This window comes from Georgenia wangjunii, from assembly GCF_036421975.1.
GTDB lineage: Bacteria > Actinomycetota > Actinomycetes > Actinomycetales > Actinomycetaceae > Georgenia_A > Georgenia_A wangjunii.
The window spans coordinates 110,601-137,305 of sequence record NZ_JAZGON010000001.1 but is presented as its reverse complement, the minus strand read 5'-3'; the positions used below and the strand labels follow the sequence as shown (position 1 = coordinate 137,305).

The 26,705-nt window shown below is 73.9% G+C and carries 24 protein-coding genes; 20 read left to right on the top strand and 4 right to left on the bottom strand.

Annotated features, from left to right (window positions below; all coding sequences use genetic code 11):
* Window positions 1–16: 16 nt before the first annotated feature.
* The gene (locus V2J63_RS00655) at window positions 17–1,318 is read right to left on the bottom strand and encodes an AMP-binding protein (protein WP_331229050.1); all 1,302 of its coding nucleotides are present in this window, start codon (window positions 1,316–1,318) and stop codon (window positions 17–19) included.
* A gap of 76 nt (window positions 1,319–1,394) precedes the next feature.
* Between V2J63_RS00655 and V2J63_RS00650 the strand changes: the two genes are divergently transcribed.
* Window positions 1,395–2,462 (top strand): DUF3048 domain-containing protein, encoded by a 1,068-nt coding sequence (locus tag V2J63_RS00650; protein WP_331229049.1) that lies wholly within the window; start codon window positions 1,395–1,397, stop codon window positions 2,460–2,462.
* Window positions 2,463–2,584: 122 nt separating this feature from the next.
* Entirely contained in the window at window positions 2,585–3,058 is a 474-nt protein-coding gene (locus tag V2J63_RS00645) for a hypothetical protein (RefSeq protein WP_331229048.1), read from the top strand.
* Between the two features lie 116 nt (window positions 3,059–3,174).
* On the opposite strand, the gene V2J63_RS00640 is transcribed toward V2J63_RS00645, so the two are convergent.
* Entirely contained in the window at window positions 3,175–4,155 is a 981-nt protein-coding gene (locus tag V2J63_RS00640; RefSeq protein ID WP_331229047.1) for a 1,4-dihydroxy-2-naphthoyl-CoA synthase, read from the bottom strand.
* A gap of 47 nt (window positions 4,156–4,202) precedes the next feature.
* Window positions 4,203–4,484 carry a hypothetical protein gene (locus V2J63_RS00635; RefSeq protein ID WP_331229046.1) on the bottom strand — a complete coding sequence of 94 codons (282 nt, stop codon included), beginning with the start codon at window positions 4,482–4,484 and terminating at the stop codon, window positions 4,203–4,205.
* A 171-nt stretch (window positions 4,485–4,655) separates the two neighbouring features.
* On the opposite strand from V2J63_RS00635, the gene V2J63_RS00630 reads away from it, so the two are divergent.
* The 4 genes from V2J63_RS00630 to V2J63_RS00615 are packed head-to-tail and all read left to right on the top strand — an operon-like array spanning window position 4,656 to window position 9,745.
* Window positions 4,656–5,033 carry a DMT family transporter gene (locus V2J63_RS00630; protein WP_491062210.1) on the top strand — a complete coding sequence of 126 codons (378 nt, stop codon included), beginning with the start codon at window positions 4,656–4,658 and terminating at the stop codon, window positions 5,031–5,033.
* Between the two features lie 36 nt (window positions 5,034–5,069).
* A complete protein-coding gene (locus V2J63_RS00625) occupies window positions 5,070–6,041 on the top strand; it encodes an o-succinylbenzoate synthase (protein ID WP_331229044.1) in 972 nt (323 codons plus the stop codon).
* Complete coding sequence (gene menD, locus V2J63_RS00620) at window positions 6,038–8,005, top strand: 2-succinyl-5-enolpyruvyl-6-hydroxy-3-cyclohexene-1-carboxylic-acid synthase (protein WP_331229043.1); 1,968 nt, start codon at window positions 6,038–6,040, stop codon at window positions 8,003–8,005. The genes V2J63_RS00625 and menD overlap by 4 nt, the downstream gene beginning before the upstream one ends.
* A 60-nt stretch (window positions 8,006–8,065) precedes the next feature.
* Window positions 8,066–9,745 carry a trypsin-like peptidase domain-containing protein gene (locus tag V2J63_RS00615; RefSeq protein ID WP_331229042.1) on the top strand — a complete coding sequence of 560 codons (1,680 nt, stop codon included), beginning with the start codon at window positions 8,066–8,068 and terminating at the stop codon, window positions 9,743–9,745.
* Between the two features lie 10 nt (window positions 9,746–9,755).
* Here V2J63_RS00615 and V2J63_RS00610 read toward each other — a convergent pair whose 3' ends face one another.
* A complete protein-coding gene (locus V2J63_RS00610; RefSeq protein WP_331229041.1) occupies window positions 9,756–11,060 on the bottom strand; it encodes an isochorismate synthase in 1,305 nt (434 codons plus the stop codon).
* A gap of 117 nt (window positions 11,061–11,177) precedes the next feature.
* Between V2J63_RS00610 and V2J63_RS00605 the strand changes: the two genes are divergently transcribed.
* From V2J63_RS00605 to nuoL, 14 genes are all read left to right on the top strand, one after another.
* A complete protein-coding gene (locus V2J63_RS00605; RefSeq protein WP_331229040.1) occupies window positions 11,178–11,876 on the top strand; it encodes a demethylmenaquinone methyltransferase in 699 nt (232 codons plus the stop codon).
* A gap of 165 nt (window positions 11,877–12,041) precedes the next feature.
* Window positions 12,042–13,337 (top strand): geranylgeranyl reductase family protein, encoded by a 1,296-nt coding sequence (locus V2J63_RS00600; protein WP_331229039.1) that lies wholly within the window; start codon window positions 12,042–12,044, stop codon window positions 13,335–13,337.
* Between the two features lie 106 nt (window positions 13,338–13,443).
* The gene (locus V2J63_RS00595) at window positions 13,444–13,806 is read left to right on the top strand and encodes an NADH-quinone oxidoreductase subunit A (protein ID WP_331229038.1); all 363 of its coding nucleotides are present in this window, start codon (window positions 13,444–13,446) and stop codon (window positions 13,804–13,806) included.
* Between the two features lie 11 nt (window positions 13,807–13,817).
* Window positions 13,818–14,372: a NuoB/complex I 20 kDa subunit family protein gene (locus V2J63_RS00590; RefSeq protein ID WP_331229037.1), complete on the top strand. Its 555-nt coding sequence runs from the start codon at window positions 13,818–13,820 to the stop codon at window positions 14,370–14,372.
* The gene (locus V2J63_RS00585; protein ID WP_331229036.1) at window positions 14,369–15,175 is read left to right on the top strand and encodes an NADH-quinone oxidoreductase subunit C; all 807 of its coding nucleotides are present in this window, start codon (window positions 14,369–14,371) and stop codon (window positions 15,173–15,175) included. The genes V2J63_RS00590 and V2J63_RS00585 overlap by 4 nt, the downstream gene beginning before the upstream one ends.
* Window positions 15,175–16,524, top strand: a complete 1,350-nt coding sequence (locus tag V2J63_RS00580; protein ID WP_331229035.1) for an NADH-quinone oxidoreductase subunit D — start codon at window positions 15,175–15,177, stop codon at window positions 16,522–16,524. The genes V2J63_RS00585 and V2J63_RS00580 overlap by 1 nt, the downstream gene beginning before the upstream one ends.
* A complete protein-coding gene (gene nuoE / locus V2J63_RS00575; protein ID WP_331229034.1) occupies window positions 16,524–17,360 on the top strand; it encodes an NADH-quinone oxidoreductase subunit NuoE in 837 nt (278 codons plus the stop codon). Before V2J63_RS00580 ends, nuoE begins: the two co-directional genes overlap by 1 nt.
* Window positions 17,353–18,699: an NADH-quinone oxidoreductase subunit NuoF gene (gene nuoF, locus V2J63_RS00570; RefSeq protein WP_331229033.1), complete on the top strand. Its 1,347-nt coding sequence runs from the start codon at window positions 17,353–17,355 to the stop codon at window positions 18,697–18,699. The genes nuoE and nuoF overlap by 8 nt, the downstream gene beginning before the upstream one ends.
* On the top strand, window positions 18,696–21,320 hold the full coding sequence (locus V2J63_RS00565; RefSeq protein ID WP_331229032.1) for an NADH-quinone oxidoreductase subunit G: 2,625 nt from the start codon (window positions 18,696–18,698) through the stop codon (window positions 21,318–21,320). The genes nuoF and V2J63_RS00565 overlap by 4 nt, the downstream gene beginning before the upstream one ends.
* Window positions 21,317–22,714: an NADH-quinone oxidoreductase subunit NuoH gene (gene nuoH / locus V2J63_RS00560; RefSeq protein WP_331229031.1), complete on the top strand. Its 1,398-nt coding sequence runs from the start codon at window positions 21,317–21,319 to the stop codon at window positions 22,712–22,714. Before V2J63_RS00565 ends, nuoH begins: the two co-directional genes overlap by 4 nt.
* An 82-nt stretch (window positions 22,715–22,796) precedes the next feature.
* Window positions 22,797–23,432, top strand: a complete 636-nt coding sequence (nuoI, locus tag V2J63_RS00555; RefSeq protein WP_331229655.1) for an NADH-quinone oxidoreductase subunit NuoI — start codon at window positions 22,797–22,799, stop codon at window positions 23,430–23,432.
* Entirely contained in the window at window positions 23,429–24,409 is a 981-nt protein-coding gene (locus V2J63_RS00550; protein ID WP_331229030.1) for an NADH-quinone oxidoreductase subunit J, read from the top strand. The genes nuoI and V2J63_RS00550 overlap by 4 nt, the downstream gene beginning before the upstream one ends.
* On the top strand, window positions 24,406–24,705 hold the full coding sequence (gene nuoK, locus V2J63_RS00545; protein ID WP_331229029.1) for an NADH-quinone oxidoreductase subunit NuoK: 300 nt from the start codon (window positions 24,406–24,408) through the stop codon (window positions 24,703–24,705). Before V2J63_RS00550 ends, nuoK begins: the two co-directional genes overlap by 4 nt.
* Window positions 24,706–24,746: 41 nt before the next feature.
* Entirely contained in the window at window positions 24,747–26,690 is a 1,944-nt protein-coding gene (gene nuoL / locus V2J63_RS00540; RefSeq protein WP_331229028.1) for an NADH-quinone oxidoreductase subunit L, read from the top strand.
* Window positions 26,691–26,705 lie beyond the last annotated feature (15 nt).

Genomic DNA, 26,705 nt, shown 5'->3' with positions numbered 1-26,705 from the left:
GGCGGCGGGCCAGGCCTCAGCCGAGCCGCTCGACGGCCACGATCCGGGCCTGCGGCGCGGTGAGGTCGGCGCCAGGGCCGGTGTGGCCGGCGAGCGCGGTGGCGGCGATCCTCGTCGCTGCGCGCCGGTCGGTCTTCCCGGGCCCGCGGGACGGCAGTGCGTCGAGGACGACGAGCGCGCGGGGCGCGTGGTGGCGCCCGAGCCGGGCGCCGACGGCGTCCCGGACGGCATCGAGGCGCGGGGCCGGTCCCGACGGCGCGGTCGTGACGACGGCGACGACGAGCGCCGACCACTGCTCGTCCGGCACCCCCACGACGACGGACTCCGCGACGCCGGGCACGTCCCCCAGCGCCTGCTCGACGGCGGCGGGGCTGACGTTGAGGCCGCCCGTGATGATGACGTCGTCGAGGCGGCCCTCGACGAGGAGGCGCGCCCGCCCGTCCGTGCCGGGCGTGAGGATCCCGACGTCGGCCGTGCGGAGCCAGCGCTCGCCGCCGTCGGTGACGAACGTCCGCGCGTGCGCGGCCGGGTCGTCGAGGTAGCCGGTGGCGAGCATGGGCCCGGCGAGGAGGACGCGCCCGTCCGCACCGGTGCGGACCCGCACGCCCGGCAGGGGGACGCCGTCGTACACGCACCCGCCGGCCGTCTCCGTCATCCCGTACGTCGTCCTGACCCGCAGGCCCGCCGCGTGGGCGCGCGCGAGCAGCGAGTCCGGCGTGCGCGCCCCGCCGAGGAGGATGGCGGCGAGGCCACGGAGCGGCTCGACCGCGCCCGGCCCGGCGTCGAGCACGCGGCGCAGCTGGGTCGGGACGAGCGAGGCGTACGTGGGGACGTCCGTGCGCATCGTCGCCACGGCCGCAGCGAGCGCCTCGGGCGTGAAGCCCGTCGTCGTGTCCAGCACGACCGGCTCCGTGCCGGCGACGAGCGAGCGGACGAGCACCTGGAGCCCGGCGATGTGCTGGCTGGGCAGGCAGGCGAGCCACTGCCCCGGACCCGCGAGGTGCTCGTGCGTGGCAAGGGCGGAGGCGCGCAGGGCGTCGCCGCTCAGGGCGACGAGGTGGCCGCTGCCCGTCGTCGAGCCGGACGTCCGCACGACGACGGCGGTCCCCGCCGGGGCCGGCGCGCCCGCGCGCGCCGGCATAGGGGCGGGTGACGCGGGGTCGTAGGGCGCCAGGGGGGCGGCCCCGGGGGAGCCGAGGACGCCGGCGAGCGCGGACAGGAGGGCGTGGACGTCCACGGGCCGGGTGCCTGCCGGGACGGGCCGGGCGTCGCGGGGCAGCGACGGAGATTGCCCGGGCCGGGGCGCGTGGGTCGTCACCCGGTCAGGGTAGATCGGTCGTAGCCTGGCCCCGCTCTGCCCGTGCCGCGCGGGCGAGCGGGGGAGGGGCGTCGTCATGGTTCGTCGCACGGGGTCCCGGGCGGCTGCCTGGACGGGGCTCGTCGCGGTCGCTGCGGTGCTGGCGGGCTGCGCGGCGCCGGCGAAGCAGGCCGCCCTCGCCGATCGTGCCCCGGCCTCCCCCGAGGAGCAGGCGACGGTCGAGGCCACGCCGACGCCGCAGCCCAGCGCGTGGCCGCTCACCGGTGTGCCCGGCGACGTGGACGAGCGCGCCGCCGTCTCGGTCAAGGTGGAGAACAGCCCGCAGGCGCGCCCCCAGACCGGCCTCGAGGACGCGGACGTCGTGTGGGAGGAGCTCGTCGAGGGCGGCACGACCCGGTTCAACGCCGTCTTCCACTCGCGGCTGCCGGACGTCGTCGGCCCGATCCGCTCGCTGCGCCCCATGGACGCGGGCATCACGGGCGCGCTCGGCGGCGTGCTCGTCATCTCCGGCGGCCAGCCGCGGTTCCTCAGCGAGGTGCGCCAGGCGGGGATCCAGCTCGTCTCCGACGACGACGGCGACGGCGGGTTCTTCCGCAGCCAGGAACGGCGCAGCCCCCACAACCTCTACGGGCGGCCGGAGGACTTCCTCGAGCAGGCGGACGCGCGCCATGACGAGCCCCCGCCCGCGCAGCTGCTCTTCGCCGCGAGCGCCGACGACGCGAGCGCCGCCCGCCTCGGCTCGGCGGCCACCGCCGTCGACCTCCGGTTCCCGGCGACGAACCCGGGGTGGACCTGGGACCCCACCGCCGGCCTGTGGCTCCGCGACGAACGGGGGGTGCCCGCGATCACCACTGACGGCGAGCGGCTGGGCGCGGCCAACGTCGTCGTGCTCCGCGTCCGGGTCGCGGACACCGGCGCGCTCGACCCCGCCGGCTTCCCGGTGCCGGAGACCGTCATGACGGGTGAGGGTGAGGCGCTCGTCGCTGGCGCCGGCAGGACGATCCGGGCGACGTGGTCGAAGCGCGGCACCGCCGAGCCGCTCGTCCTCACCGACGAGTCCGGTGACCACGTCCGGCTGGCGCCGGGCATCACGTGGGTCGAGCTGCTGCCCGTGCACGGCTCGGACCTCATTGTCTCCCGGTAGCCGCGTGTCCTCCCTGGGGTGGACACCGGGTGCGCCCCAGGTGCGACCTCTGGTCTCCGGGAACCATCCGAGGGGCCGATGTGGCAACGGCGCGTGCACGCGAGCCTTGAGGCATGGCAGCGATGAGCGTACGACCGGCGGCGAGCAGCACGATGACGCTCCGGAGGCAGAGCGCAAGGCCGATGAGGGCGGTGCGGGGGACGGGCGCGCCGCTGACGAGCGGTGCGCGGGTCCAGGGCGCCCCCGGAGGACCGAGTCCGTGGACGACGCAGGGCACCGCGGTGGGGACCGTCGCGACGACCGCCGTCGACGCGGAGGCCACGCGGGTGGCGGACGCCGAGGTTCGTGGAGCGGTGGACCCGATGGCAGGAGCCTCGCGGTCACCGGGAGCGTGGGCGACCGCGGGGGGCGCCTGGGCGACCGCCGGAGCGCGCTCGGCGAGCAGCCGGCTCGCCCGGTGGGAGTCCGGAAGCGTGCTCTCGCGCATCGCGGTCGTCGGCGCGGCGCTCGTGCTCTCGGCGTTCGTCGTCGTGCTCGCGCTCGGGGCGGGTCTGCTGGCGACGACGATGCTCGACCTCGTCGCGCCCTCCCGCTGACCCGGCCGGCGCTGCCAACGCGTCGGTCGCACCGCTCCCGTGACGTGGTGCGGGCAAGTCCCGCTCAGCAGCTGTCCGGACCGGTCCCGCTCAGGAGTGGGCCGGGCCGGGCCGGCTCAGAAGTAGTACGGGAACTGCGACCAGTCCGGTGCGCGGCGCTCGAGGAAGGCGTCGCGGCCCTCGACGGCCTCGTCGGTCATGTACGCGAGGCGGGTCGCCTCCCCGGCGAACACCTGCTGGCCGGCCATGCCGTCGTCGGGAAGGTTGAACGCGAACTTGAGCATCCGGACGGCCTGGGGCGACTTCGTCGCGATGATCCGCGCGTACTCGAGGGCGAGGGGCTCGAGGGCCTCGTGGTCGGCGACCTCGTTGACCGCGCCCCAGCGCTCGGCGTCCTCCGCGGAGTACTCGCGGGCGAGGAAGAAGATCTCGCGCGCACGCTTGTCGCCCACCTGGCGGGCGAGCAGGGCCGAGCCGTACCCGGCGTCGAAGGACCCGACGTTCGCGTCGGTCTGCATGAACCGCGCGTGCTGGCGCGAGGCGATCGACAGGTCGCACACGACGTGGAGGCTGTGGCCGCCCCCGGCTGCCCACCCGCCGACGACCGCGATGACGACCTTCGGCATCGTCCGGATGAGGCGCTGGACCTCGAGGATGTGCAGGCGTCCCGCGCGCGCCGGGTCGATCTGCTCGCGCCGACGCTCGAGCGGGGCCTCGTCGTCGGAGCCGTCGACCTCGTAGCGGTAGCCGTCACGCCCGCGGATGCGCTGGTCCCCGCCGGAGCAGAAGGCCCACCCGCCGTCCTTGGGGCTCGGTCCGTTGCCGGTGAGGATGACGGCGGCGACGTCGGGCGTCATCCGCGCGTGGTCGAGGGCGCGGTACAGCTCGTCGACCGTCTGGGGCCGAAAGGCGTTGCGCACCTCGGGCCGGTTGAAGGCGATGCGTACGACGGGGAGGTCCCGCTCGGTGCTGCCGCCCGAGGCGCCGGTCCGGTCGACGCCGCGGTGGTACGTGAGGTCCGTGAAGTCGAACCCCTCGACCTCGCGCCACGCCGTCGGGTCGAAGGTCTCGGACACCACCGCGGGTAGCTCGCTCATGGCCCGACCCTACGTCGCGAGAGCTCGACCCTGTCTCGCGCGGACGGTCAGCTCGCGCGAGACAGGGTCGGCGCGCGCGAGGCGTGAGACGCGTCCGCGACGGCGTCGACGAGGGAGAACGCCTCCAGCTGGGTGAGGTCGACCTGCGACAGGAGGCAGGCAAGTGGGAGCCCGGTCGGCTCCTCGGCGAGGGCGGCGGCACCGCCGGTCACCCGCGCGCCCGCGATGCAGATCCCGTCCCCGTCCCCGGCGGGGCCGAGGTCCTCGAGGAGCCCGCGGATGTAGGCGTCGTCGTGCTCGCAGCCTCGAAGGAGTTCCGTTCGCAGCACTGACCCTCGCCGGTCGGGACCAGCGACTGCGGTGAAGCCTCCGCGACGGGCGGGTGAGGCCGGACCGGTGAGACCATGGCCCGCGTCTCGGCGACGAGCACGAGACGCCGGACGCCGCACACCGGTCGCCGGCAACGCAGCACGCAGACATACGGAAACGGGGTGGTCCCCATCGCCTGGACCGTGCTCATCCTCTCGGGCCTGCTCGAGGCAGCGTGGGCCTTGTGCCTCAAGGCCTCGGACGGCTTCACCCGCCTCGGCCCGACGGTCGGGTTCCTCGTGCTCGCGGCCGCGAGCTTCGCCGGCCTCGCCTTCGCGCTGCGGACGCTCCCGGTCGGTCCCGCCTACGCGGTGTGGACCGGCATCGGCGCGGCCGTCACCGCGACGATCGGGATGATCTGGCTCCACGAGGGCGTCTCCACCCTGAAGATCGTCTCCCTCGTCCTCATCGTCGCCGGGATCGTCGGCCTCAACCTCGCCACGACGACGGCGCACGACGGCGAGGTGCCCGCGGTCGTCGCCGGCGACGAGGGCACCGCAGGCCGGTAGGGCGCCGCGTCGGCGCCTCCACCTATCCTGGCGAGCGTGCCCCTCACGCATCCCGCCCCGGTCGCGGTGTACTCCGCGCCCCTGCGCACCCGCTTCCGGGGGATCGACGTCCGTGACGGGGTCCTCCTGCGCGGGGACGCCGGCTGGGGCGAGTTCTCCCCGTTCTGGGACTACGACGACGCCGAGTCCGGGGCGTGGCTCCGCGCGGCGCGCGAGGCGGCGGACGAGGGGTGGCCGCCCGCCGTCCGCGACGTCGTCCCGGTCAACGTCACCGTGCCCGCCGTCGGCCCCGAGCACGCCGCCCGGATCGTGCGGGCGAGCGGGTGCTCGACCGCGAAGGTCAAGGTGGCTGAGGCGGGCCAGGTGCTCGCGGACGAGCAGGAGCGGCTCGAGGCGGTCCGGGACGCGCTGGGCCCGGGGGGCCGGATCCGGATCGACGCGAACGGTGCGTGGGACCTCGAGACGGCGCTCGAGCGACTCGCTCTCCTCGACCGGGCGGCGGGCGGCCTCGAGTACGCCGAGCAGCCGTGCCCGCGGGTGGAGGACCTCGCGGCGCTGCGCCGGCGCACCGACATCCCGATCGCGGCGGACGAGTCCATCCGCCGGGCGCGCGACCCGCTCGCCGTGCGCGCGGCGGAGGCAGCCGACGTCGTCGTCCTCAAGGTCCAGCCGCTCGGTGGGGTGAGGGCCTGCCTCGACCTCGCCGAGCAGGTGGGGCTGCCCGTCGTCGTGTCCTCGGCGCTGGAGTCCTCCGTCGGCATCGCCGCGGGCCTCGCGCTCGCGGCGGCCCTCCCCGAGCTCCCGTACGCGTGCGGCCTCGCGACCGTCCAGCTCCTCACGCGCGACACCGTCGACGAGCCGCTCCTCCCGGTCGACGGCGCCATCCCGGTCCGGCGCCCGGCGCCCACGCCCGCCAGTCTCGCGGTCTCGGCGGCCGACGACGCGACGGCGCAGCGCTGGGCCGCGCGGCTCACCGCGGTGAGCGCCTACCTCGAGGGAGCGCCATGAGCGGCGACGACGCGGCGCAGAGGTCCGGCCCCGCGGCGACGCCCGGGGCCGGCAGCGGCCGCGAGGCGCCTGGCAGCGTCCGCGCCCGCGAGGCGCCCGGCACACACGAGCCGCCCGCGACCCCCGACGTACCCACGACCTCCGAGGCGCCCGCCACCGTCGTCGCGCGCGGGCTCGTCGAGGCGTTCGTCGCCGGGGGAGTACGGCACGTCGTCCTCGCTCCCGGCTCGCGCAGCGCGCCCTTCGCCTACGCCCTCCACGCCGCCCACGAGGCCGGGTGGCTCGAGCTCCACGTCCGCCTCGACGAGAGGTCGGCCGGTTTCGTCGCCCTCGGGCTGAGCCGGTCCTCCGCCGTGCGCGGGCGGGAGCCCGAGCCGGTGGCCGTCGTCACGACGTCCGGCACCGCCGTCGCCAACCTCCACCCCGCCGTCCTCGAGGCGGCCCACGCGGGCGTCCCCCTCGTCGTCGTCAGCGCCGACCGCCCGCACGAGGTCCGCGGCACGGGGGCCAACCAGACGACGGAGCAGGTCGGCATCTTCGGCCGGGCCCCGCGCTGGAGCGCCGACCTCCCCGCCGGGGAGACCGGCGCCCCGGCCCTGCGCCAGGTCGTCGCCCGGGCGCTCGTGGCCGCGACCGGCGCCCGGAGCGCGGACCCGGGCCCGGTCCACCTCAACGTCGCCTTCCGGGACCCGCTCACGCCGGCGGCGCCGTGGCAGCCGGGCGTGCCCCCCGCCCGACGTGCGCTGGTACCCCCGCGACCCATGCCCCCGTCGACGACGCTCCCGCCGTGCCCGCTCACCGTCGTCGTCGCGGGCGACGGAGCCGGGCCCGCCGCCCGCGAGCTCGCCGAGGCCGGCGGCTGGCCGCTGCTCGCCGAGCCCACGTCCGGCGCGCGCTCGCTGCCCAACGCCATCGCGTACTACCGGCTGCTGCTCGGCGAGCCGGAGCTCGGCGGCGCGATCCGCCGCGTCGTCGTCCTCGGGCGCCCGACGCTCTCGCGGCCCGTGAGCCGGCTCCTGGCTCGCGAGGACGTCGAGGTCGTCGTCGTCGCGCCCACCGGGGCCACGTGGACGGACCCCGCGGGGACCGCGAGCCAGGTCCTCGCCGGCGCCGCCCCCGCTCCCGAGGACGTGGCGGCCGCCGCCGCCCCCGAGAGCGAGAACCGGCGCTGGCTCGCCCGGTGGCAGCGGGCAGCCGGAGCCGCGCGGGAAGGGGTCGTGGCGCTCGCCGCCACCTCCTCGCCCTCCTCGGCTGCGGTCGCGGTCGCGGTCGCGGCTCGCGCTGACGACGCCGTCCACTCCCGCCCGTCCGACGGCGCACCGCTCAACGGTCTCGTCGTCGCCCGCGAGGTCGCGCGGGCGACGCAGGAGGGCCGTGGGGGTGCGGAGGTGCTCGTCGTCGGGTCCTCGATGGCCGTGCGCCACCTCGACCTCGTCGCGGCGCCGTGGCCGGCGGGCGCCTCGGCACGTGCCGTGTCCAACCGGGGCCTGGCGGGTATCGACGGGACGATCGGTACGGCGACAGGCATCGCGCTCGGTGCCGGCGTACCCGTCCGCGCCCTCGTGGGTGACCTGACGTTCCTCCACGACGCCGGCTCTCTCCTGCGCGGGGCGCTCGAGCGGGAGGTGGACCTGCAGGTCGTCGTCCTCAACGACGTCGGCGGCGGCATCTTCGCCACGCTCGAGCACGGGGCGCCCGAGCGGGCCGCCCAGTTCGAGCGGCTCTTCGCCACACCCCAGCGCGCAGACCTCGGGGCGCTCGCGGCCGGGTACGGCGCGGCCCACGTCCTCGTCCGCACGGCGGACGAGCTCGACGCGGCGCTCCGGGTGCCCGTCACGGGGCGGAGCGTCGTCGAGGTCGCCCTCGACCGCACCACCCTGCGGGCCGGTCGCGACCGGGTCGTCAAGGCGGTCGGTGACGCGGTCCGCGCCTCGCTCGCCGATTCCCAGACAACTCACAGGTAGCACCGAGCCTGGGACAAGGTCGTCGAGGTCTCCTTGGGGCAGTCGACCTTGGAGGACACGATGACGAACGAGAACCTCGACCCGCAGCACGGCGCTCCGGCGGAGCCCGTCCACTCCGACGTCCCTGGGGCGCCCCAGGGGGAGGCCGCGGCCCACTGGGCGCGGCAGGTCCGCGAGGGTGCCACGCAGAAGAGCCAGTGGGTGGACCCGGGCATCGGTGCGGCCCTGGCGTTCGGCACGGCACCCGCCGACTACCCGGAGCGCGCGACGTTCGACGCGCTCGCGGAGACCGTCAGCGACGCCCCACCGGTGCCGGCACCGGCAGAGGCGGCGGAGCCGGAGCGGGGCAGCGACGCGCTCGCGTCCACGCCGCCGGTCGGAGCCACCGATGGTGCTGCCGCGAACGACCGGAGGGAGGGGGACGCGTCGTCCACGCCGTCGGCCGGCTACGCCCTCCCCGCCGCGCCGCAGACGCCCCCGACGGGCCACGCCTTCCCTGGCGCGCCGCAGTCCGGCCACGCCCTCCCTGCCGCGGCGCAGGCGGGCAACGCCTTCGCGCCCGTGCCGGCCGGCGCCTTCGGGCCTACGCACGAGACCACCACCGCCACCATCCCCGCCCCGCCGCGCCGGTCCGGCCGCCGCGGGTGGGCGAGCCTCGGCGGGACGGCCGCCGCGGCCGCCCTCCTCGCGAGCCTGGGGACGGCCTCCCTCACCGGCGCGTTCGACGAGCAGCCGGCCCTCATCGCGTCCTCCTCGTCGGAGCAGGTCGTCAACGCGGCTCCCGTCAGCTCGACGAGCGACGACCCGGACTGGGAGGCGGTCGCCGCCGCCGTCCGCGAGTCCGTCGTCGCCCTCGACGTCACGACGACGAGCGGGCAGGGCGCGGGATCCGGCGTCCTCCTCGACGCCGACGGGCACGTCCTGACGAACAACCACGTCGTCGACGGGGCCCGGCCGGGCGGCATCGTCGTCAGCCTCTCCGACGCCCGGATGTACGAGGCGGAGATCGTCGGCACCGACCCGACGACGGACCTCGCCGTCGTGCGCCTGGTCGACCCGCCGAAGGATCTGGTCCCAGCCACCTTCGGGACGTCCGGCGACCTCGCCGTCGGTGAGGCGGTCGTCGCGGTCGGCAACCCGCTCGGGCTGTCCTCGACCGTGACGACGGGCATCGTCTCGGCCCTCGACCGCCCCGTGACGACGGCCGCCTCGGACCCGCGGTCCGGCACCGTCGTGACGAACGCGATCCAGGTGGACGCGGCGATCAATCCCGGCAACTCGGGCGGACCGCTCTTCGACGCCAGCGGCCGGGTCATCGGCATCACGAGCTCCATCGCGACGCTTTCGGGCGGCAGCGCCGCGGGAAGCATCGGCCTCGGGTTCGCCATCCCGGTGGACCAGGCCTCCGACGTCGCCGAGCAGCTCATCAAGGACGGCACGGCCGAGCACGCCTTCCTCGGGGTGAGCCTCGCGGACGCGACGGCGACGGCCGACGGCGCGACCCGTCCGGGCGCGCTCGTCCAGCGGATCGAGGCCGGCGCGCCGGCGGACGCAGCAGGGCTGCGCGAGGGCGACGTCGTCACGGCGATCGACGACAAGCCGGTCGGCAGCGCTGCGTCGCTCACCGGGTACGTGCGCCAGTACGCCGCTGGGGAGTCGGTGACGCTCACCGTCGTGCGCGACGGGATGTCCGACGACGTCGACGTCACGCTCGCCGCGCGCGAGCAGATCGGCGCCTGAGCCGTACCGCTCAGGACGTGAGGGCGCTGCGCATCGGGCGCAGCTTCGCCTCGGACTCGGCCACCTCGGCGGCCGGGTCCGAGGCGGCGACGACGCCGCAGCCGGCGTAGAGGCGCACGGACCGGGGGCCCTCGGCGCCGACCTCACCGGAGCGCAGGGCGATGCCCCACTCGCCGTCGCCGTCGGCACCCATCCACCCGACCGGGGCGGCGTAGCGGCGCCGGTCCATCTGCTCGACCTCGGCGATGACGGCGGCGGCCCGCGCCGTCGGCGTCCCGCAGACCGCCGCCGTGGGGTGTAGCGCGGCGGCGAGCGCGAGGCTCGTGGGGCCGGGACCGCCGTCGCTCCGGTCGACCACGCCGGTGACGTCGCTCGCCAGGTGCATGACGTTGGGCAGGTGGAGGACGAACGGCGACTCCGGCACGTTGAAGCTCGAGCAGTACGGCCCGAGCGCCTCGGCCACCGAGGCCACCGCGTACTCGTGCTCCTCGAGGTCCTTGGAGGAGCGGGCGAGGGTGGCCGCGTGCCGCAGGTCCGCGTCGTCGTCCCCGCTGCGCTGGATGGTCCCGGCAAGCACCCGGCACGCGACGAGGCCGTGGTCGCGCCGGACGAGGAGCTCCGGCGTTGCGCCGACGAGGTGGTCGACGCTGAACGTCCAGCACCCGGGGTACTCGGCGGCGAGGTTGCGCAGGAGGTAGCGGATGTCGACGTCGGCGCTCGTGCGGGCGAGGACGTCCCGCGCCATGACGACCTTCTGCACCTCGCCCGACCGGATCGTCGCGACGACCGCGCGCACGGCGTCCTGCCAGTCCCCGACGGCGAGCGCGCCGTCGGTGAACGTCACGTCGCCGGGCGGCCGCACCGGGGTGCCCGTCCCGACCGCCTCGGCTAGCGTCGTGACGGGGGCCTCGCCCGGGGGCGTGGCGACGGTGAGCCAGCTCCGCCCGCCGCGGCGTCCGACGACGACGCGCGGCACGACGAGGACCCCGCCGGCCCGGGACGCGCGCGAGAAGGCGAAGGACCCGAACGCGACCGGGCCGGTGCCCGGCAGCCGGACGTCGTCGGCGACGTGCATCGCGGCGGCGGTGCGCGTCCACCACGCGTCGGCGTCGATCATCCGCGCCGGCCCGCTCGTGCGCCGGACCAGGGCCTCGCCCCACCCGACGATGCCCTCACCGCGGCGCACCCAGCTCATCGTCGTCGCGGGGTCGTCGGTGGGAAGGAGCGCGAGAAGGTCGCCGACGTCGTCGATCTCGACGGTGCGCACGTGGAGCGGCGCAGTGCCGGACGGCGCGTCGGAGGCTACGGAGGACATCGGGGTAACTCTAGGACTCCCGCCGCGCCCCCTCGGCCGGGCCGGGCGGGCGCCCGGGCCTCCGGCGCGCGGACCGCGTCGAGCAGCCGCATCCCGCAAACCTGGGAAGATGTCCCCATGAGTCGCGCGAGCCTGGACAAGAAGCCCCGCGAGGTCGCCGGCATGTTCGACGCCGTCGCCCGCCGGTACGACGTCACGAACGACGTCCTCTCGCTCTGGCAGGACCGCCTCTGGCGCGCGGCCACGCGCAAGGCCGTCGCGGCGGAGCCCGGCATGCGCGTCCTCGACCTCGCGGCCGGCACGGGGACGTCGAGCGAGGACTACGCCGACGCCGGCATCGACGTCGTCCCGTGCGACTTCTCCACGGGCATGGTGGGCGTCGGCAAGCGCCGCCGCCCGGACCTGCCGTTCGTCGCGGGCGACGCGACGGCGCTGCCGTTCGCCGACGAGAGCTTCGACGTCGTGACGATCTCGTTCGGGCTGCGCAACGTCGTCGACACCGACCGCGCCCTGAGCGAGATGCTCCGCGTCACGCGCCCCGGCGGCCGGCTCGTCATCTGCGAGTTCTCCCGGCCGACGCTCGCCCCGTTCCGCGCGGCCTACACGACGTACCTCACCCAGGTCCTGCCGCGGGTCGCCGGGCTCGTCTCCTCGAACACGGAGGCGTACTCCTACCTCGCCGAGTCGATCACCGACTGGCCGGACCAGCGCGGGCTCGCCGCCCTCATCCGGGCCGCCGGGTGGGACCGGGTGGCCTTCCGCAACCTCTCGGGGGGCATCGTCGCGCTCCACCGGGCCACCCGCCCGGAGGCCTGAGCGCCCGGGCCCGCAGCGCCCGGAGCGCCGGGGTCCCGTGCCCGATTCCGGAGGCCTGCGCCGGGGCGGCGTCAAGTAAGGAAGCCCTTAGGAGACGCGGGTCTCAGGGGTTTGTAGAGTGGCACGCGGCCGTCCCAGGCCCTGCATAGAAGCTGGAGAGGTGACGTGGCGCAAGGCGCGAGCGATGACGCCGATGTCATCGTCGTCGGTGCCGGCCCCGGCGGCGCAGCGGCGGCCCACTACCTCGCCCAGACGGGCCTCGAGGTGCTCCTCCTCGAGAAGGGCACGTTCCCCCGGGACAAGGTGTGCGGCGACGGCCTCACCCCGCGTGCGGTGGCCGAGCTCATCCGCATGGGCGTGAGCACCGACCCGGCCGACGGCTGGATCCGGAACTACGGCCTGCGCACCTACGGCGGCGGGCACCGCATCGAGGTGCCGTGGCCCGAGCTCGCCGAGATGCCCTCCTACGGCCTCGCCCGCTCGCGCATGGACCTCGACGAGACCCTCGCGCGTCACGCGCAGCGCTCCGGCGCCACGCTGCGCGAGGGGATGTCCGTCACCGGGCCGGTCCGGCACGAGCGGTCGGGCCGGATCCTCGGCGTGACGGCGCGCCCCGTCGACGGCGCGGGCCGCCGTGCGGGTGACGAGGTGACGTTCCGGGCCCCCGTCGTCGTCGACGCGGGCGGTGTCTCCGCCCGGCTCGCCACGTCGATGGGCGTCGAGAAGAACACGAACCGCCCGATGGGCGTGGCCGTTCGCACGTACTTCCGGTCCCCGCGCCACGACGACGACATGATGGAGTCCCACCTCGAGCTGTGGGACGGCGAGCCCGGCGCCTCGAACCTCATGCCGGGCTACGGCTGGATCTTCGCCCTCGGCGACGGCACGGTCAACGTCGGCCTCGGCTCCCTCAGCTCGACCGCGACGCCGACCCGCCTCGACTACAAGGCGCTCTTCGCCACGTGGATGCGCAACGTCCCGGCCGAGTGGGAGTTCACCGCCGAGAACCAGATCGGCGACCTCCGCAGCGCGGCGCTGCCCATGGCGTTCAACCGCAAGCCGCACTACACGAGCGGTCTCCTCCTCGTCGGGGACTCCGGCGGGATGGTCTCCCCGTTCAACGGCGAGGGCATCGCCTACGCCATGCAGTCCGGGCGCATCGCCGCCGACGTCGTCTCCCAGGCGCTCGCCCGCACGACGCCCTACGCGCTCGAGAAGACGCTGCGCACGTACCCGAAGATCCTCGGCGAGGAGCTCGGCGGGTACTTCACGCTCGGGCAGGCCTTCGCGCGGGTCATCGAGCGCCCGGAGATCATGCGCGCGTGCGTCAAGTACGGCCTGCCGCGCCCGGTCCTCATGCGCTTCGTCATGAAGCTGCTCTCCGACGGCTTCGACCGCCGGGACGGGGACTGGATGGACCGGCTCATCACGGCCCTGACGAAGGCGGTGCCGGCGTCATGACCGGCCACCGGTGTGCGCGAGCACACACCCGACGCCCGTACCCTGGTGCCGACGCCGCCCGCTCCCCGGGCCGCGCCGCACCGGGCGGCTCAACCACGGAGGCACCATGACGAACCCGTTCGTCCCCATCCTCGTCATGATGGCCGTCGCCGCCCTCCTGGCGATCGGCGGCATCGCGGCCAGCGCCGTCATCGGTCCGAAGCGCTACAACCGCATCAAGGTGGACAACTACGAGTGCGGCGTCGAGGCGACGCCGCGCGCGACCGGTGCGGGCCGCTTCCCGATCAAGTACTACCTCGTGGCGATGACCTTCATCATCTTCGACATCGAGGTCATCTTCCTCGTGCCGTGGGCCGTGGCCTTCTCCGAGCTGGCGATGTTCGGCCTCGTCGCCATGCTCGGATTCATCTTCCTGATCACCGTGCCGTTCATCTACGAATGGCGCCGCGGCGGCCTGGACTGGGACTGAGGAGAGAGACGATGGGACTCGAGGAGAAGCTTCCCGCGGGGTTCATGCTGACGACCGTCGAGCAGGTGGTCGGGCTGTCCCGCAAGGCGTCGATGTGGCCCGTGACGATGGGCCTGGCCTGCTGCGCGATCGAGATGATGGCGACGGGCACCCCACGCTTCGACATCTCGCGCTTCGGCATGGAGGTGTTCCGCGCCTCGCCGCGCCACGCCGACCTCATGATCGTCTCCGGCCGGGTGAGCCAGAAGATGGCCCCGGTCGTGCGGCAGACGTACGACCAGATGCCTGAGCCCAAGTGGGTCATCTCCATGGGCGTGTGCGCCTCGAGCGGCGGGATGTTCAACAACTACGCCATCATCCAGGGTGTCGACCACCTGCTGCCTGTGGACATCTACCTCCCGGGCTGCCCCCCGCGCCCGGAGATGCTCCTCCACGCCATCCTCGAGCTGCACAACCAGGTGAAGAACTCACCCCTCGGCGTCAACCGCGAGGAGGCGGCGAGGGCCGCCGAGGCAGCGGCCCTCGCGGCCACGCCGACGCACCAGATGAAGGGGCTGCTGGCGTGAGCGAGCGCGACGACGAGAAGAAGGCGGCGGCGGACACCGTCAAGCCCGGGGCGCCGGACACCGGTGCCCAGTCCACCTCGGCCGCGGCCCTCGAGGCCGGTGGCCAGAACGTCCCCGCGGGCCCGGCCGACGGCCGGACCGAGCTCGAGGTCGTCGACGTCCGCCGCGGGATGTTCGGGGCCAACGGGCCCGGTGACACGTCCGGGTTCGGCGGGCTCGTCAGCACCGTCGCCATGCCGCCGCCCTCGGAGCGCCCCTACGGCGGCTGGTTCGACGAGGTCGTCGACGTCATCGCCGAGCTCCTCGAGGAGGCCGGGATCGCGTTCGAGGCCGCCGTGGAGAAGGTCGTCGTCGACCGCGGCGAGCTCACCCTCTTCATCACGCGTGAGCACCTGCGCACAGTCGCCGCGTTCCTGCGCGACGACGTCGACCTGCGCTTCGAGCTCTGCCTCGGTGTCTCCGGCGTCCACTTCCCCCACGACGCCGGGCGTGAGCTGCACGCGGTCTACGCGTTCCTCTCGCTCACGCACAACCGCCAGCTGCGGCTCGAGGTCACCGCGCCCGACGGCGACCCGCACGTGCCCACGCTCGTCGACCTCTACCCCGGCAACAGCTGGCACGAGCGCGAGACGTGGGACCTCATGGGGATCGTCTTCGACGGCCACCCGTCCCTCGCCCGCACGATGCTCCCGGACGACTGGGAGGGCCACCCCCAGCGCAAGGACTACCCGCTCGGCGGGATCCCGGTGGAGTACAAGGGCGCCACGATCCCGCCGCCCGACACCCGGAGGTCGTACACCTGATGGCGAACCACACGAACGCGCCCGCCGCCGCGACCCGGCCGGCCCGCGACGCCGACGCCGGCCCCGAGTTCACCGCCGAGGGCGGTGACTGGGCCTCCATCGCCGAGGAGGCGGAGCGCATCGGCGAGGAGCGCATCATCGTCAACATGGGGCCCGTCCACCCCTCGACGCACGGGGTGCTCCGGCTCATCCTCGACATCGAGGGCGAGACGGTGAAGGAGCTGCGCCTCGGCAACGGCTACCTCCACACCGGCATCGAGAAGACGATGGAGTACCGCACCTGGACCCAGGGCGTGACGCTGTGCACGCGCATGGACTACGTCGCCCCGCTGTACCAGGAGGTCGGCTACTGCCTCGCCGTCGAGAAGCTCCTCGGCATCACCGACGACGTGCCGGAGCGGGCCTCGCTCATCCGGGTGCTCGTCATGGAGCTCAACCGCATCGCCTCGCACATGGTCGCGATCGGCTCCGGGGGCAACGAGCTCGGCGCGACGACGATGATGACGATCAGCTTCCGCGGGCGCGAGGAGATCCTGCGCATCCTCGAGCACATCACCGGCCTGAGGATGAACCACGCCTACGTCCGCCCCGGCGGCGTCGCCCAGGACCTCCCCGCGGACACCGTGGCGATGGTCCGCGAGCTCATGCCCAAGGTCCGCCGCGACCTCGGCGAGCTCCAGGACCTGACGATGGCCAACCCGATCTTCAAGGCGCGCCACAAGGACGTCGGCTACATCTCCCTCGCCGGTGCCCTCGCCCTCGGCCTCACCGGCCCGTCGGTGCGCGCGACCGGCTACCCGCTCGACATGCGCAAGCTCCAGCCGTACTCCGGCTACGAGACGTTCGACTTCGACGTCATCACGCGCGACCACTCCGACGCCTACAACCGCGTCGCCATCCGCTTCGACGAGTGCTACGAGTCGCTCAAGATCATCTACCAGGCGCTCGAGCGCCTCGAGGCGACGCCCGGCCCGGTCATGGTCGCGGACAAGAAGATCGCGTGGCCGGCGCAGCTGTCGATCGGCTCCGACGGCCAGGGCAACTCCCGCGACCACATCCGCGAGATCATGAGCACGTCGATGGAGTCGCTCATCCACCACTTCAAGCTCGTCACCGAGGGCTTCCGGGTGCCGGCGGGCCAGGTCTACCAGACCATCGAGCACCCCCGCGGCGTCCAGGGCGTCCACCTCGTCTCCGACGGCGGCACGCGGCCCTACCGCGCCCACTTCCGGGACCCCTCGTTCTCCAACCTGCAGTCGTTGGCGCTCATGACCGAGGGCGGCCAGCTGGCCGACGTCGTCGTCGCGCTGGCCTCGATCGACCCCGTCATGGGAGGGGTGGACCGCTGATGAGCGTCACCGGATACGCGCCGGACACCGAGGCGCGCCTGCGCGCCGAGTGCGCCGAGATCATCGCCCGCTACCCCGAGCCACGCTCGGCGCTGCTCCCCATGCTCCACCTCGTCCAGGCCGAGGACGGCTACGTCAGCGCGAGCGGCATCGCGCTGTGCGCGGACGTCCTCGGGCTGAGCCGCCCGGAGGTCTCCGCCGTCGCGACGTTCTACACGCAGTACAAGCGCCACCCCAACGGGCAGTACACGGTGGGGGTGTGCACGAACGCCCTGTGCGCCGTCCTGGGCGGGGACGCGATCTTCGAGACCGTCTCCGGCCACCTCGGCGTCGGGCACGACGAGACCACCGACGACGGCGCCATCACGCTCGAGCGCATCGAGTGCAACGCCGCCTGCGACTACGCGCCCGTCGTCATGGTCAACTGGGAGTTCTTCGACAACCAGACGCCCACGAGCGCGGTCGACCTCGTCAGGAGCCTGCGCGCCGGCGAGGCCGTCGCCCCGACGCGCGGCCCCTCCACCGTGGGGACGTTCAAGGAGGTCTCCCGCGTGCTCGCCGGGTTCGAGGACGGGCGCGCGGACGAGGGCGTGGCGGCCGGGGAGTCCAGCCTCGCCGGGCTCCGCCTCGCCCGTGAGAACGGTTGGCGTGCGCCCGATCTGGCCGCCCCCGGCCCGCACGGGGCTGCCGAGCCGGAGCCCGATGTCGCCGGCGCCCAGACCACCGGTGGCGTGCACTCCAGCGCCGCGCGCAAGCCGACGACCCCGGCCGACAAGGACCCCGAGACCGTGGTGGAGCCGGGCAAGGGCCCCGACGAGGGAGGTACCCGTGAGTGACGTGACGACTTCGGCGCCGAACGCTGGGCCGGGCCGGCTGACGCCGGTGCTCACCGACGTCTGGGACGCGGACCGCTCCTGGACGCTGGCGACGTACCGCGAGCGCGGCGGGTACGAGGCGCTGGCCCAGGCTTTGCGGACCCCGCCCGCGGACATCGTCGAGACCGTCAAGGCATCCGGCCTGCGCGGGCGCGGCGGCGCGGGCTTCCCCACCGGCCTCAAGTGGTCCTTCCTGCCCAAGCCCGACGGCGGTCCTCGCTACCTCGTCGTCAACGCGGACGAGTCCGAGCCCGGGGCGTGCAAGGACATCCCGCTCATGCTCGCCAACCCCCACCTGCTGCTCGAGGGCGTGGCGATCACGGCCTACGCCATCGGCTGCACCCACGCCTTCATCTACCTGCGCGGCGAGGTGGTCCACGTCTACCGCCGGCTGCTCGCCGCCGTGCGTGAGGCCCGCGAGGCCGGGATCATCGGCCAGGGCGCGGGACCGGACGGCGCGTTCGACCTCGAGATCACCGTCCACGCCGGGGCCGGGGCCTACATCTGCGGTGAGGAGACGGCGCTGCTCGACTCCCTCGAGGGCATGCGCGGTCAGCCGCGGCTCAAGCCCCCGTTCCCGGCGGTCGCGGGACTGTACGCCCGCCCGACGGTCGTCAACAACGTCGAGTCCATCGCCTCGGTCCCCGGGATCGTCCGCGGCGGCGTCGACTGGTTCACGTCGATGGGCACGGAGAAGTCGGCCGGCCACGGCCTCTTCTCCCTCTCCGGGCACGTCGAGCGCCCCGGGCAGTACGAGGCGCCGCTGGGCATCACCATGCGCGAGCTGCTCGACATGGCTGGCGGCGTCCGCGCGGGGCACCGGCTGAAGTTCTGGACGCCGGGCGGTTCCTCCACCCCGATCCTCACCGACTCCCACCTCGACGTCCCCCTCGACTACGAGGCGGTGGGTGCCGCCGGGTCCATGCTGGGCACGCGTTCACTCATGGTCTTCGACGAGACCGTCTCCGTCGTCCGGGTCGTGACGCGCTGGACGGACTTCTACCAGCACGAGTCCTGCGGCAAGTGCACCCCGTGCCGCGAGGGGACCTACTGGATGAAGCAGGTCATGCACCGGCTCGAGGCCGGCAAGGGCCTGCCCACGGACATCGACCTCCTCCTCGACGTCTCGGCCAACATCGCGGGACGCTCGTTCTGCGCGCTCGGCGACGCCTCCGCCGTCCCGATCCAGAGCGGCATCGCTCACTTCCGCTCCGAGTTCGAGGCCGGCGTCCACACCCCGGCCGCCGCGCTCTTCCCGTACGAGGCCTCGGCCGCGTTCTCCGAAGTAGGTGCTCGATGACAGCCACGACGTCCCGACCGGCCAGCGCGCCGGTCGAGCTGCTGACGGTGACCATCGACGGCGTCGAGGTCGAGGTGCCCAAGGGCACCCTCGTCATCCGCGCCGCCGAGCAGGTCGGCATCCAGATCCCGCGGTTCTGCGAGCACCCGCTCCTCAAGCCCGTCGGGGCGTGCCGCCAGTGCCTCGTCGAGGTCGCGACCCCGGACCGCGAGGGGAACCTGCGGGCCATGCCCAAGCCGCAGACCTCGTGCACCCTCGAGGCGACGCCCGGCATGGTCGTCTCCACGCAGCACACCTCGCCCGTGGCGGACAAGGCCCAGCACGGGATGATCGAGTTCCTGCTCATCAACCACCCGCTCGACTGCCCGGTCTGCGACAAGGGCGGGGAGTGCCCGCTGCAGAACCAGGCGATGAGCAACGGCCGCCCGACGAGCCGCTACGTCGACATCAAGCGGACGTTCCCCAAGCCCGTCAAGGTCTCCACGCAGATCCTCCTCGACCGGGACCGCTGCATCCTGTGCCAGCGCTGCACGCGCTTCTCCTCCGAGATCGCCGGTGACCCCTTCATCGACCTCCAGGGCCGCGGCGGTGGCGCGCCCGGCCGCGAGGTGCACGGCACGCACGGCCAGCAGATCGGCGGGTTCGACGCCCACATCCTCGACTTCGCCCTTCCCGACGCCGAGGCCGGCCCCACGCACACCGACGCCCACGTCGGACCGCTCGGGGAGGCCGGCCCGGTCGCCGGGTTCGCGAGCGGCCCCATGGGCGTCGCCGAGCTCGACGGCTCCGGGCGTCCGTTCTCCTCGTACTTCTCCGGCAACACGATCCAGATCTGCCCCGTCGGGGCTCTGACGTCCGCCGGGTACCGGTTCCGCGCCCGCCCCTTCGACCTCGTCTCGACCGAGAGCGTCGCCGAGCACGACGCGAGCGGCTCGGCCATCCGGGTCGACCACCGGCGCGGCGTCGTCGTGCGGCGGCTCGCCGGCGACGACCCCGAGGTCAACGAGGAGTGGATCACCGACAAGGACCGCTTCGCCTTCGCGTGGCAGAGCGCCCCCGACCGTCTCGACGTCCCGCTCGTGCGCGACGAGAGCGGCGAGCTCGTCCCGACGAGCTGGTCCGAGGCGCTCGACCTCGCCGCCCGGGGGCTCGAGCGGGCGCGCGACGCCGGCGGCGTCGGGGTCCTGCCCGGCGGCCACCTCACGCTCGAGGACGCCTACACGTGGTCCCGCTTCGCGCGGACGGCGCTGGCGACGAACGACGTCGACCACCGCTGGCGCGCGCACTCCGCCGAGGAGGCGGCCTTCCTCACCCGCCACGTCGCGGGCGCGGACATGGACGTCACCTTCACCGACCTCGAGCACGCCCCCCACGTGCTCCTCGTCGCGCTCGAGCCCGAGGAGGAGGCCGGTGCGATCTTCCTCCGGCTCCGCAAGGGCGTCGTCGCCGGGCGCGTGAGCGTCGCGACCCTCGCCCCGCTCGCCACCCGCGGCACGACCAAGCTCCGGGCGCAGCTCGTCGAGTGCGCCCCCGGCACCGAGGCGGAGGTCCTCGACGCCGTCGTGCCGACCTCCGTCGAGCCCGACCTCGGCGTCCTCGCCCAGGCCCTGGCCGAGCCCGGCACCGTCGTCCTCGTCGGCGAGCGCGCCGGCGCCCAGCCGGGCACCCTCGCCGCCGTCCTGCAGCTCGTGGAGCGCACCGGGGCCCGCCTCGCGTGGGTCCCGCGCCGCGCCGGCGAGCGCGGTGCCGTCGAGGCCGGGCTCCTGCCCGGCCTGCTCCCGGGCGGGCGCCCGGCGGGCGACGCCGAGGCGCGCGTCGACGTCGCCGGCGTGTGGGGTGTCGAGCGCGTCCCGGCCACGCCCGGGCGCGACGTCACCGGCATCCTCGCCGCGGCCCGCGACGGCGAGCTCGGCGGTCTGCTCGTCGGCGGGGTCGACCTGCGCGACGTGCCGGACCCGGCCCTCGCCCGCGCGGCGCTCGCCCGCGCCGGCTTCGTCGTCCAGCTCGAGGTCCGCCGCTCCGAGGTCACCGAGCACGCCGACGTCGTCCTGCCCGTGGCGCCGCCCGTCGAGAAGTCGGGGACGTACGTCAACTGGGAGGGTCGCCGCCGGCCGTTCGGGCAGGTCCTCTCCACCCGTGCGCTGTCCGACCGCCAGGTCCTCACCGGCCTCGCGGACGAGATGGGTGTCGCGCTCGGCTGCGAGACGCTCACGGCGGTCCACGCCCAGCTCGGCGAGCTGACGGCGTGGGAGGGCGAGCGCCCCGCGGTGCCCGCCGGCCCCGCCGGCGAGCCGCCCGCGGCGGCGGAGGGCGAGGCCGTCCTCGCCACGTGGAAGCTGCAGCTCGACGCGGGACGCGGGCAGGACGGCGATCCTCACCTCGCCGGCACCGCCCACCGCCCGGTGGTCCGCCTGTCCGCCGCGACCGCGGCCGCCCTCGGCGTCGCCGACGGCGCGGCGCTCACCGTCCGTGGACCCGCCGGGACCATCACGCTGCCGCTTGCGGTGACGACGATGCCCGAGCGAGTGGTGTGGCTCCCGGAGAACTCTCCGGGCTCGAGCGTGCACGAGATGCTCGGCGCCGGAGCCGGCGCCGTCGTCGCCCTGGAGGTGGCCCGATGATCATGCCCATGGCAGCAGCCGGCACGGCAGCCGACTTCTCGAACGACACGTGGTGGATCTGGGTGATCAAGGCGGTGGCGATCATCGTCTTCCTCCTCGTGTCCGTCCTCATCGCCATCTGGGCCGAGCGGCGCATCCTCGGGCGCATGCAGACCCGCAGCGGCCCGAACGTCCACGGCCCCTTCGGCCTCCTGCAGTCGATGGCCGACGCCCTCAAGCTCCTCCTCAAGGAGGACATCAACCTCAAGGGCGCGGACAAGTTCATCTACGTCCTCGCCCCGTTCATCGCGGCGTTCTCCGCGTTCCTCATCTACGCGGTCATCCCGTTCGGCCCGGAGGTCTCGGTCTTCGGCGTCGTCACGCCGCTCCAGCTCACCGACATGCCCGTGGCGGTCCTCTACATCCTCGCCATCACCGCGGTCGGGGTGTACGGCATCGTCCTGGGCGGGTGGGCGTCGAACTCGACGTACCCGCTGCTCGGCTCGGTGCGCTCCTCCGCGCAGGTCATCTCCTACGAGCTGAGCATGGGCCTCGCGCTCGTCAGCGTCTTCCTCGTCTCCGGGTCGATGTCGACCTCGCAGATCGTCGAGGCGCAGACCCAGATGTGGTGGGCCGTCGCCCTCGCGCCGGCGTTCCTCATCTACCTCGTCTCGATGGTCGGTGAGGTCAACCGCCTCCCCTTCGACCTGCCCGAGGCCGAGGGCGAGCTCGTCGCCGGCCACATGGTCGAGTACTCCTCGATGAAGTTCGCGTGGTTCTTCCTCGCCGAGTACGTCAACATGCTCAACGTCTCGGCCGTGGCGACGACGCTGTTCCTCGGCGGCTGGCGCGCCCCGTGGGGCATCGAGCTCATCAACGACGGGATGTTCAACACCGGCTGGTGGCCGGTGCTGTGGTTCGTCGCCAAGGTGTGGCTCGTCATGTTCTTCATGTTCTGGCTCCGCGGGACGCTCCTGCGCTTCCGCTACGACCAGTTCATGAACCTCGGCTGGAAGATCCTCATCCCCTTCGCCCTCGGGTGGCTCGTCCTCGTCGCGATCGTCCAGGGCACCCTGCAGTTCACCGACGTCGACCTCCAGACGCTGTTCCTCGGGCTCGCGGGCGTCTTCGTCGTCGTCCTCGTCATCACGCTGTTCCTCCCGGAGAAGAAGGCCCCTGGCGCGGAGGGTGGAACGGCGACCGGCCCGGACGCGGTACGGTCGGCGCGGCCGGGGCAGGACGTCCTCGACCCGGAGGCGGAGTTCGACGCCTTCGCCGGCGGCTTCCCGGTCCCCCCGATGCCCGGCCAGGCCATGCCGACCTCGCCGCGCCGCGAGCGTCGCCAGCGCCAGCAGGACGCGGCCCAGGCCGCGACGCAGACCCTGTCGGCCACGAAGGAGAACCACGATGACTGACCAGGACAAGGGCGCCGGTGCGGACGGGCGCGAGCTCGGCCGGCGCGGCAGGCGCCGCGGGGAGGTGGGCGCGCACACGCCCATGCGCTTCGAGCGCGACAAGAAGGGCCCGCTCGGCGAGCTCCTCGCGCCCGTCGCGGGCTTCGGCGTCACCTTCTCCTCGATGTTCCGGCCGTCGGTCACCGAGCAGTACCCCTTCGAGAAGGTGCCCACCCAGCCGCGCTACCACGGCCGCCACCAGCTCAACCGGTACGCCGACGGGCTCGAGAAGTGCATCGGCTGCGAGCTGTGCGCGTGGGCGTGCCCCGCGGACGCCATCTACGTCGAGGGCGCGGACAACGCCCCGGACGCGCAGTACTCCCCGGGCGAGCGCTTCGGCCGCGTCTACCAGATCAACTACCTGCGCTGCATCTTCTGCGGCTACTGCATCGAGGCGTGCCCGACGCGCGCCCTGACGATGACGAACGAGTACGAGATGGCCGGCCCCACCCGCGAGGAGCTCATCTTCGAGAAGGAGGACCTCCTCGTCCCGCTCGCGGACGGCATGCTCGCCGCCCCGCACCCCATGGTCGAGGGCACCGACGACGACGACTACTACCGCGGCGACGTCACGGGCCCGACGCAGCGCCAGGTCGACTGGGTCAGCGAGAACCGTCCCGAGGACCCGAGCCTGGGCTCGGCGCGCCCGGTGGCCGCGACGAAGGGGGCCGGCGCGTGAGCGGGCTCGCACTGCCGACGGCTCTCGTCGAGACCGGCACGGTGGCGGTCTCCACCGGTGAGACCGTGCTGTTCTGGGTGCTCGCGCCGCTCATGGTCCTCGCCTCCCTCGGGCTGCTCTTCGCCCGCAAGGCCGTCTACGCCGCCGTCAGCGTCATCTTCGTCATGATCTGCCTCGCCGTCCTCTACGTCGCCCAGGAGGCGACGTTCCTCGGCGTCGCGCAGGTGGTCGTCTACACCGGCGCGATCATGATGCTCTTCCTCTTCGTCCTCATGCTCGTGGGCGTGGACGCCTCCGACTCCCTCGTCGAGACCCTCAAGGGCCAGCGGTGGATCGGGCTCGTCGGCGGCGTCGGGCTCGCGGCCGCCCTCGGCGGCGTCGCGCTCACCGCCACGATGGGCGCCCCGCAGGGCCTCGCGGTCCCCAACGCGGACACGAACCCCGTGGGCGTCGCCCGGCTCATCTTCTCCGACTACGTCTTCACGATGGAGCTGACGGGCATCCTGCTCGTCACCGCGGCGGTCGGCGCGCTCACCCTCACCCACCGCGAGCGGATCGGCCCCAAGCAGGGCCAGCGCGAGGTCGCGGACGCCGCGATGGCGGCCCTCGCCGACGGCGGGCGCGTGAGCCCCCTGCCTCCCCCCGGCGTCTACGCCCGCCACAACGCGGCGGACGTCCCCGCGCTCGGCGCGGACGGCAAGCCGATCGAGGCCTCGGTGCCGCGCGTCCTGCGCATCCGCGGCCAGCTGCGCACCATCGCCTCCGTCAGCCCCGAGACGGCGACCGCCGTCGCCGCGGCGCAGCAGGCGGACACGACGGAGCGCGGGACGGCCGGCGACCTCGGGGCGCGCACCGTCGCCCAGTCCGGTGCGGCCGGCATGCCGGGCCTCGCCCCGGAACCCGGCCCGACCGGCGCCAGCACGAACGCCGCCGGTGAGACGCCCGCGAGCACGTCGAGCGAGGAGGAGTCGCGATGACCCTGGTGAACTACCTGGTGCTGTCCGGCATCCTCTTCTCGATCGGCGCCGCGGCCGTGCTCCTACGCCGCAACGCGATCATCGGGCTCATGGGGGTCGAGCTCATGCTCAACGCGTCGAACCTCATGCTCGTCACCTTCGCCCGCTGGCACGGTGATCTCCACGGCCAGGTGCTCGCGTTCTTCGTCATGGTCGTCGCCGCCGCCGAGGTCGTCGTCGGGCTGGCGATCGTCGTGTCCATCTTCCGAACCCGCAGGTCCGCGTCGGTCGACGACGTCAACCTGCTGAAGAGCTGACGGGGGCCGGCGTGCTCGCAGCAGTGCTGGGTGAACCAGCCATGTCCCTTTCCACCTCCGTCCTCGCGCAGGCGGCACCGGCGACCGGGATCGCCGCCTACGCGTGGCTGCTCGTCGCCCTGCCGCTCGCGGGTGCCGCCGTCCTCCTGCTCGGCGGGCGCGCGACGAACCGCTGGGGCCACTGGCTCGGCGTCCTCGCCTCCGCCGGCGCCTTCGTCGTCGGGCTCCTCATCGTCATCTCGATGCTCGGCGCCGACGTGAGCGAGCGCGTCCTCGACATCCACCTCTTCACGTGGATCCCGGCCGGGGACCTCGACGTCGACGCCGGGCTGCGGGTCGACCCGCTGTCGATGACGTTCGTCCTCCTCGTGACGTTCGTCGGCACGCTCATCCACCTGTACTCCGTGGCGTACATGTCGCACGACCGGGACCGGCGGCGCTTCTTCGCCTACCTCAACCTCTTCGTGGCGGCGATGCTCCTGCTCGTCCTCGCCGACTCCTACGTCCTCCTCTTCGTCGGCTGGGAGGGCGTCGGCCTCGCCTCGTACCTCCTCATCGGCTTCTGGAACCACCGCCGCGACTACGCGGTGGCGGCGAAGAAGGCGTTCGTCATGAACCGCGTCGGTGACATCGGCCTGCTCGTCGCGATGATGACGATGTTCGCCGCCTTCGGCGCGGTCGACTTCGCCGGCGTCTTCGCCGGCGCCGCCGAGGCGAGCACGGCCGTCCTCACGACGATCGGGCTCCTGCTCCTCCTCGCCGCGTGCGGCAAGTCGGCGCAGTTCCCGCTCCAGGCATGGCTCGGGGACGCCATGGCCGGCCCGACCCCCGTCTCGGCGCTCATCCACGCGGCGACGATGGTCACCGCCGGCGTCTACCTCGTCGTGCGGTCCGGCCCGATCTTCGACGCCGCGCCCACCGCCCAGCTCGCCGTCGTCATCGTCGGCGCCATCACGCTCGTCTTCGGGGCCGTCGTCGGCATGGCGAAGGACGACATCAAGAAGGTCCTCGCGGCCTCGACGATGTCCCAGATCGGCTACATGATGCTGGCCGCGGGCCTCGGCCCGGTCGGCTACGCCTTCGCCATCTTCCACCTCGTCACCCACGGCTTCTTCAAGGCCGGGATGTTCCTCGGCGCCGGCTCGGTCATGCACGGCATGGACGACCAGGTGGACATGCGCCGCTTCGGCGGCCTCGCCAAGCACATGAAGATCACGTGGCTGACGTTCGCCGCCGGGTGGCTCGCCATCATCGGCTTCCCGGGCCTGTCCGGCTTCTGGAGCAAGGACCTCATCATCGAGGCCGCGTTCGTCGGTGAGGGCTGGCGGCCGTGGGTCTTCGGCTCGGTCGCGCTCCTCGGCGCCGGGCTCACCGCGTTCTACATGTCCCGGCTGTTCTTCATGACCTTCCACGGCAAGGAGCGCTGGGCGCCCACGCGCGAGGGCAAGAAGCAGCACCCGCACGAGTCCCCGCTGCTCATGACCGTCCCGATGATCATCCTCGCGCTCGGCTCCCTCGGCCTCGGCGGGCTCCTCGCCTGGGGCGACGGGTTCACGACGTGGCTCGAGCCGATCACCGGGCACGTCGAGCACCACGAGCCGGTCATCCCCATCCCGGTCATCATGGGGGCGACCGTCGTCCTCATGCTCGTCGGTGTGCTGCTCGCCTGGCGCCAGTACGGCGCCGCCCGCGTCCCCGTCGAGGCCCCGCGCGCCTCCGCCCTCACCCGGGCGGCCCGGCGCGACCTCTACCAGGACACCGTCAACGAGGGGGCCTTCATGCGGCCCGGCCAGTACCTCACGCGCTCGCTCGTGTACGCCGACTCCGCCGTCGTCGACGGCGCCGTCATGGGCGTCGCGCGCGCGACGAGCTCCTCCGGCGGGGTGCTCCGGCGCCTCCAGACCGGGTTCGTGCGCTCCTACGCGGCGCTCATGCTCGCCGGCGTGGTCATTGCCCTAGTCGTCGTCCTCGCCTCGCGCGTCTAAGAGGAAGAGGTAGAG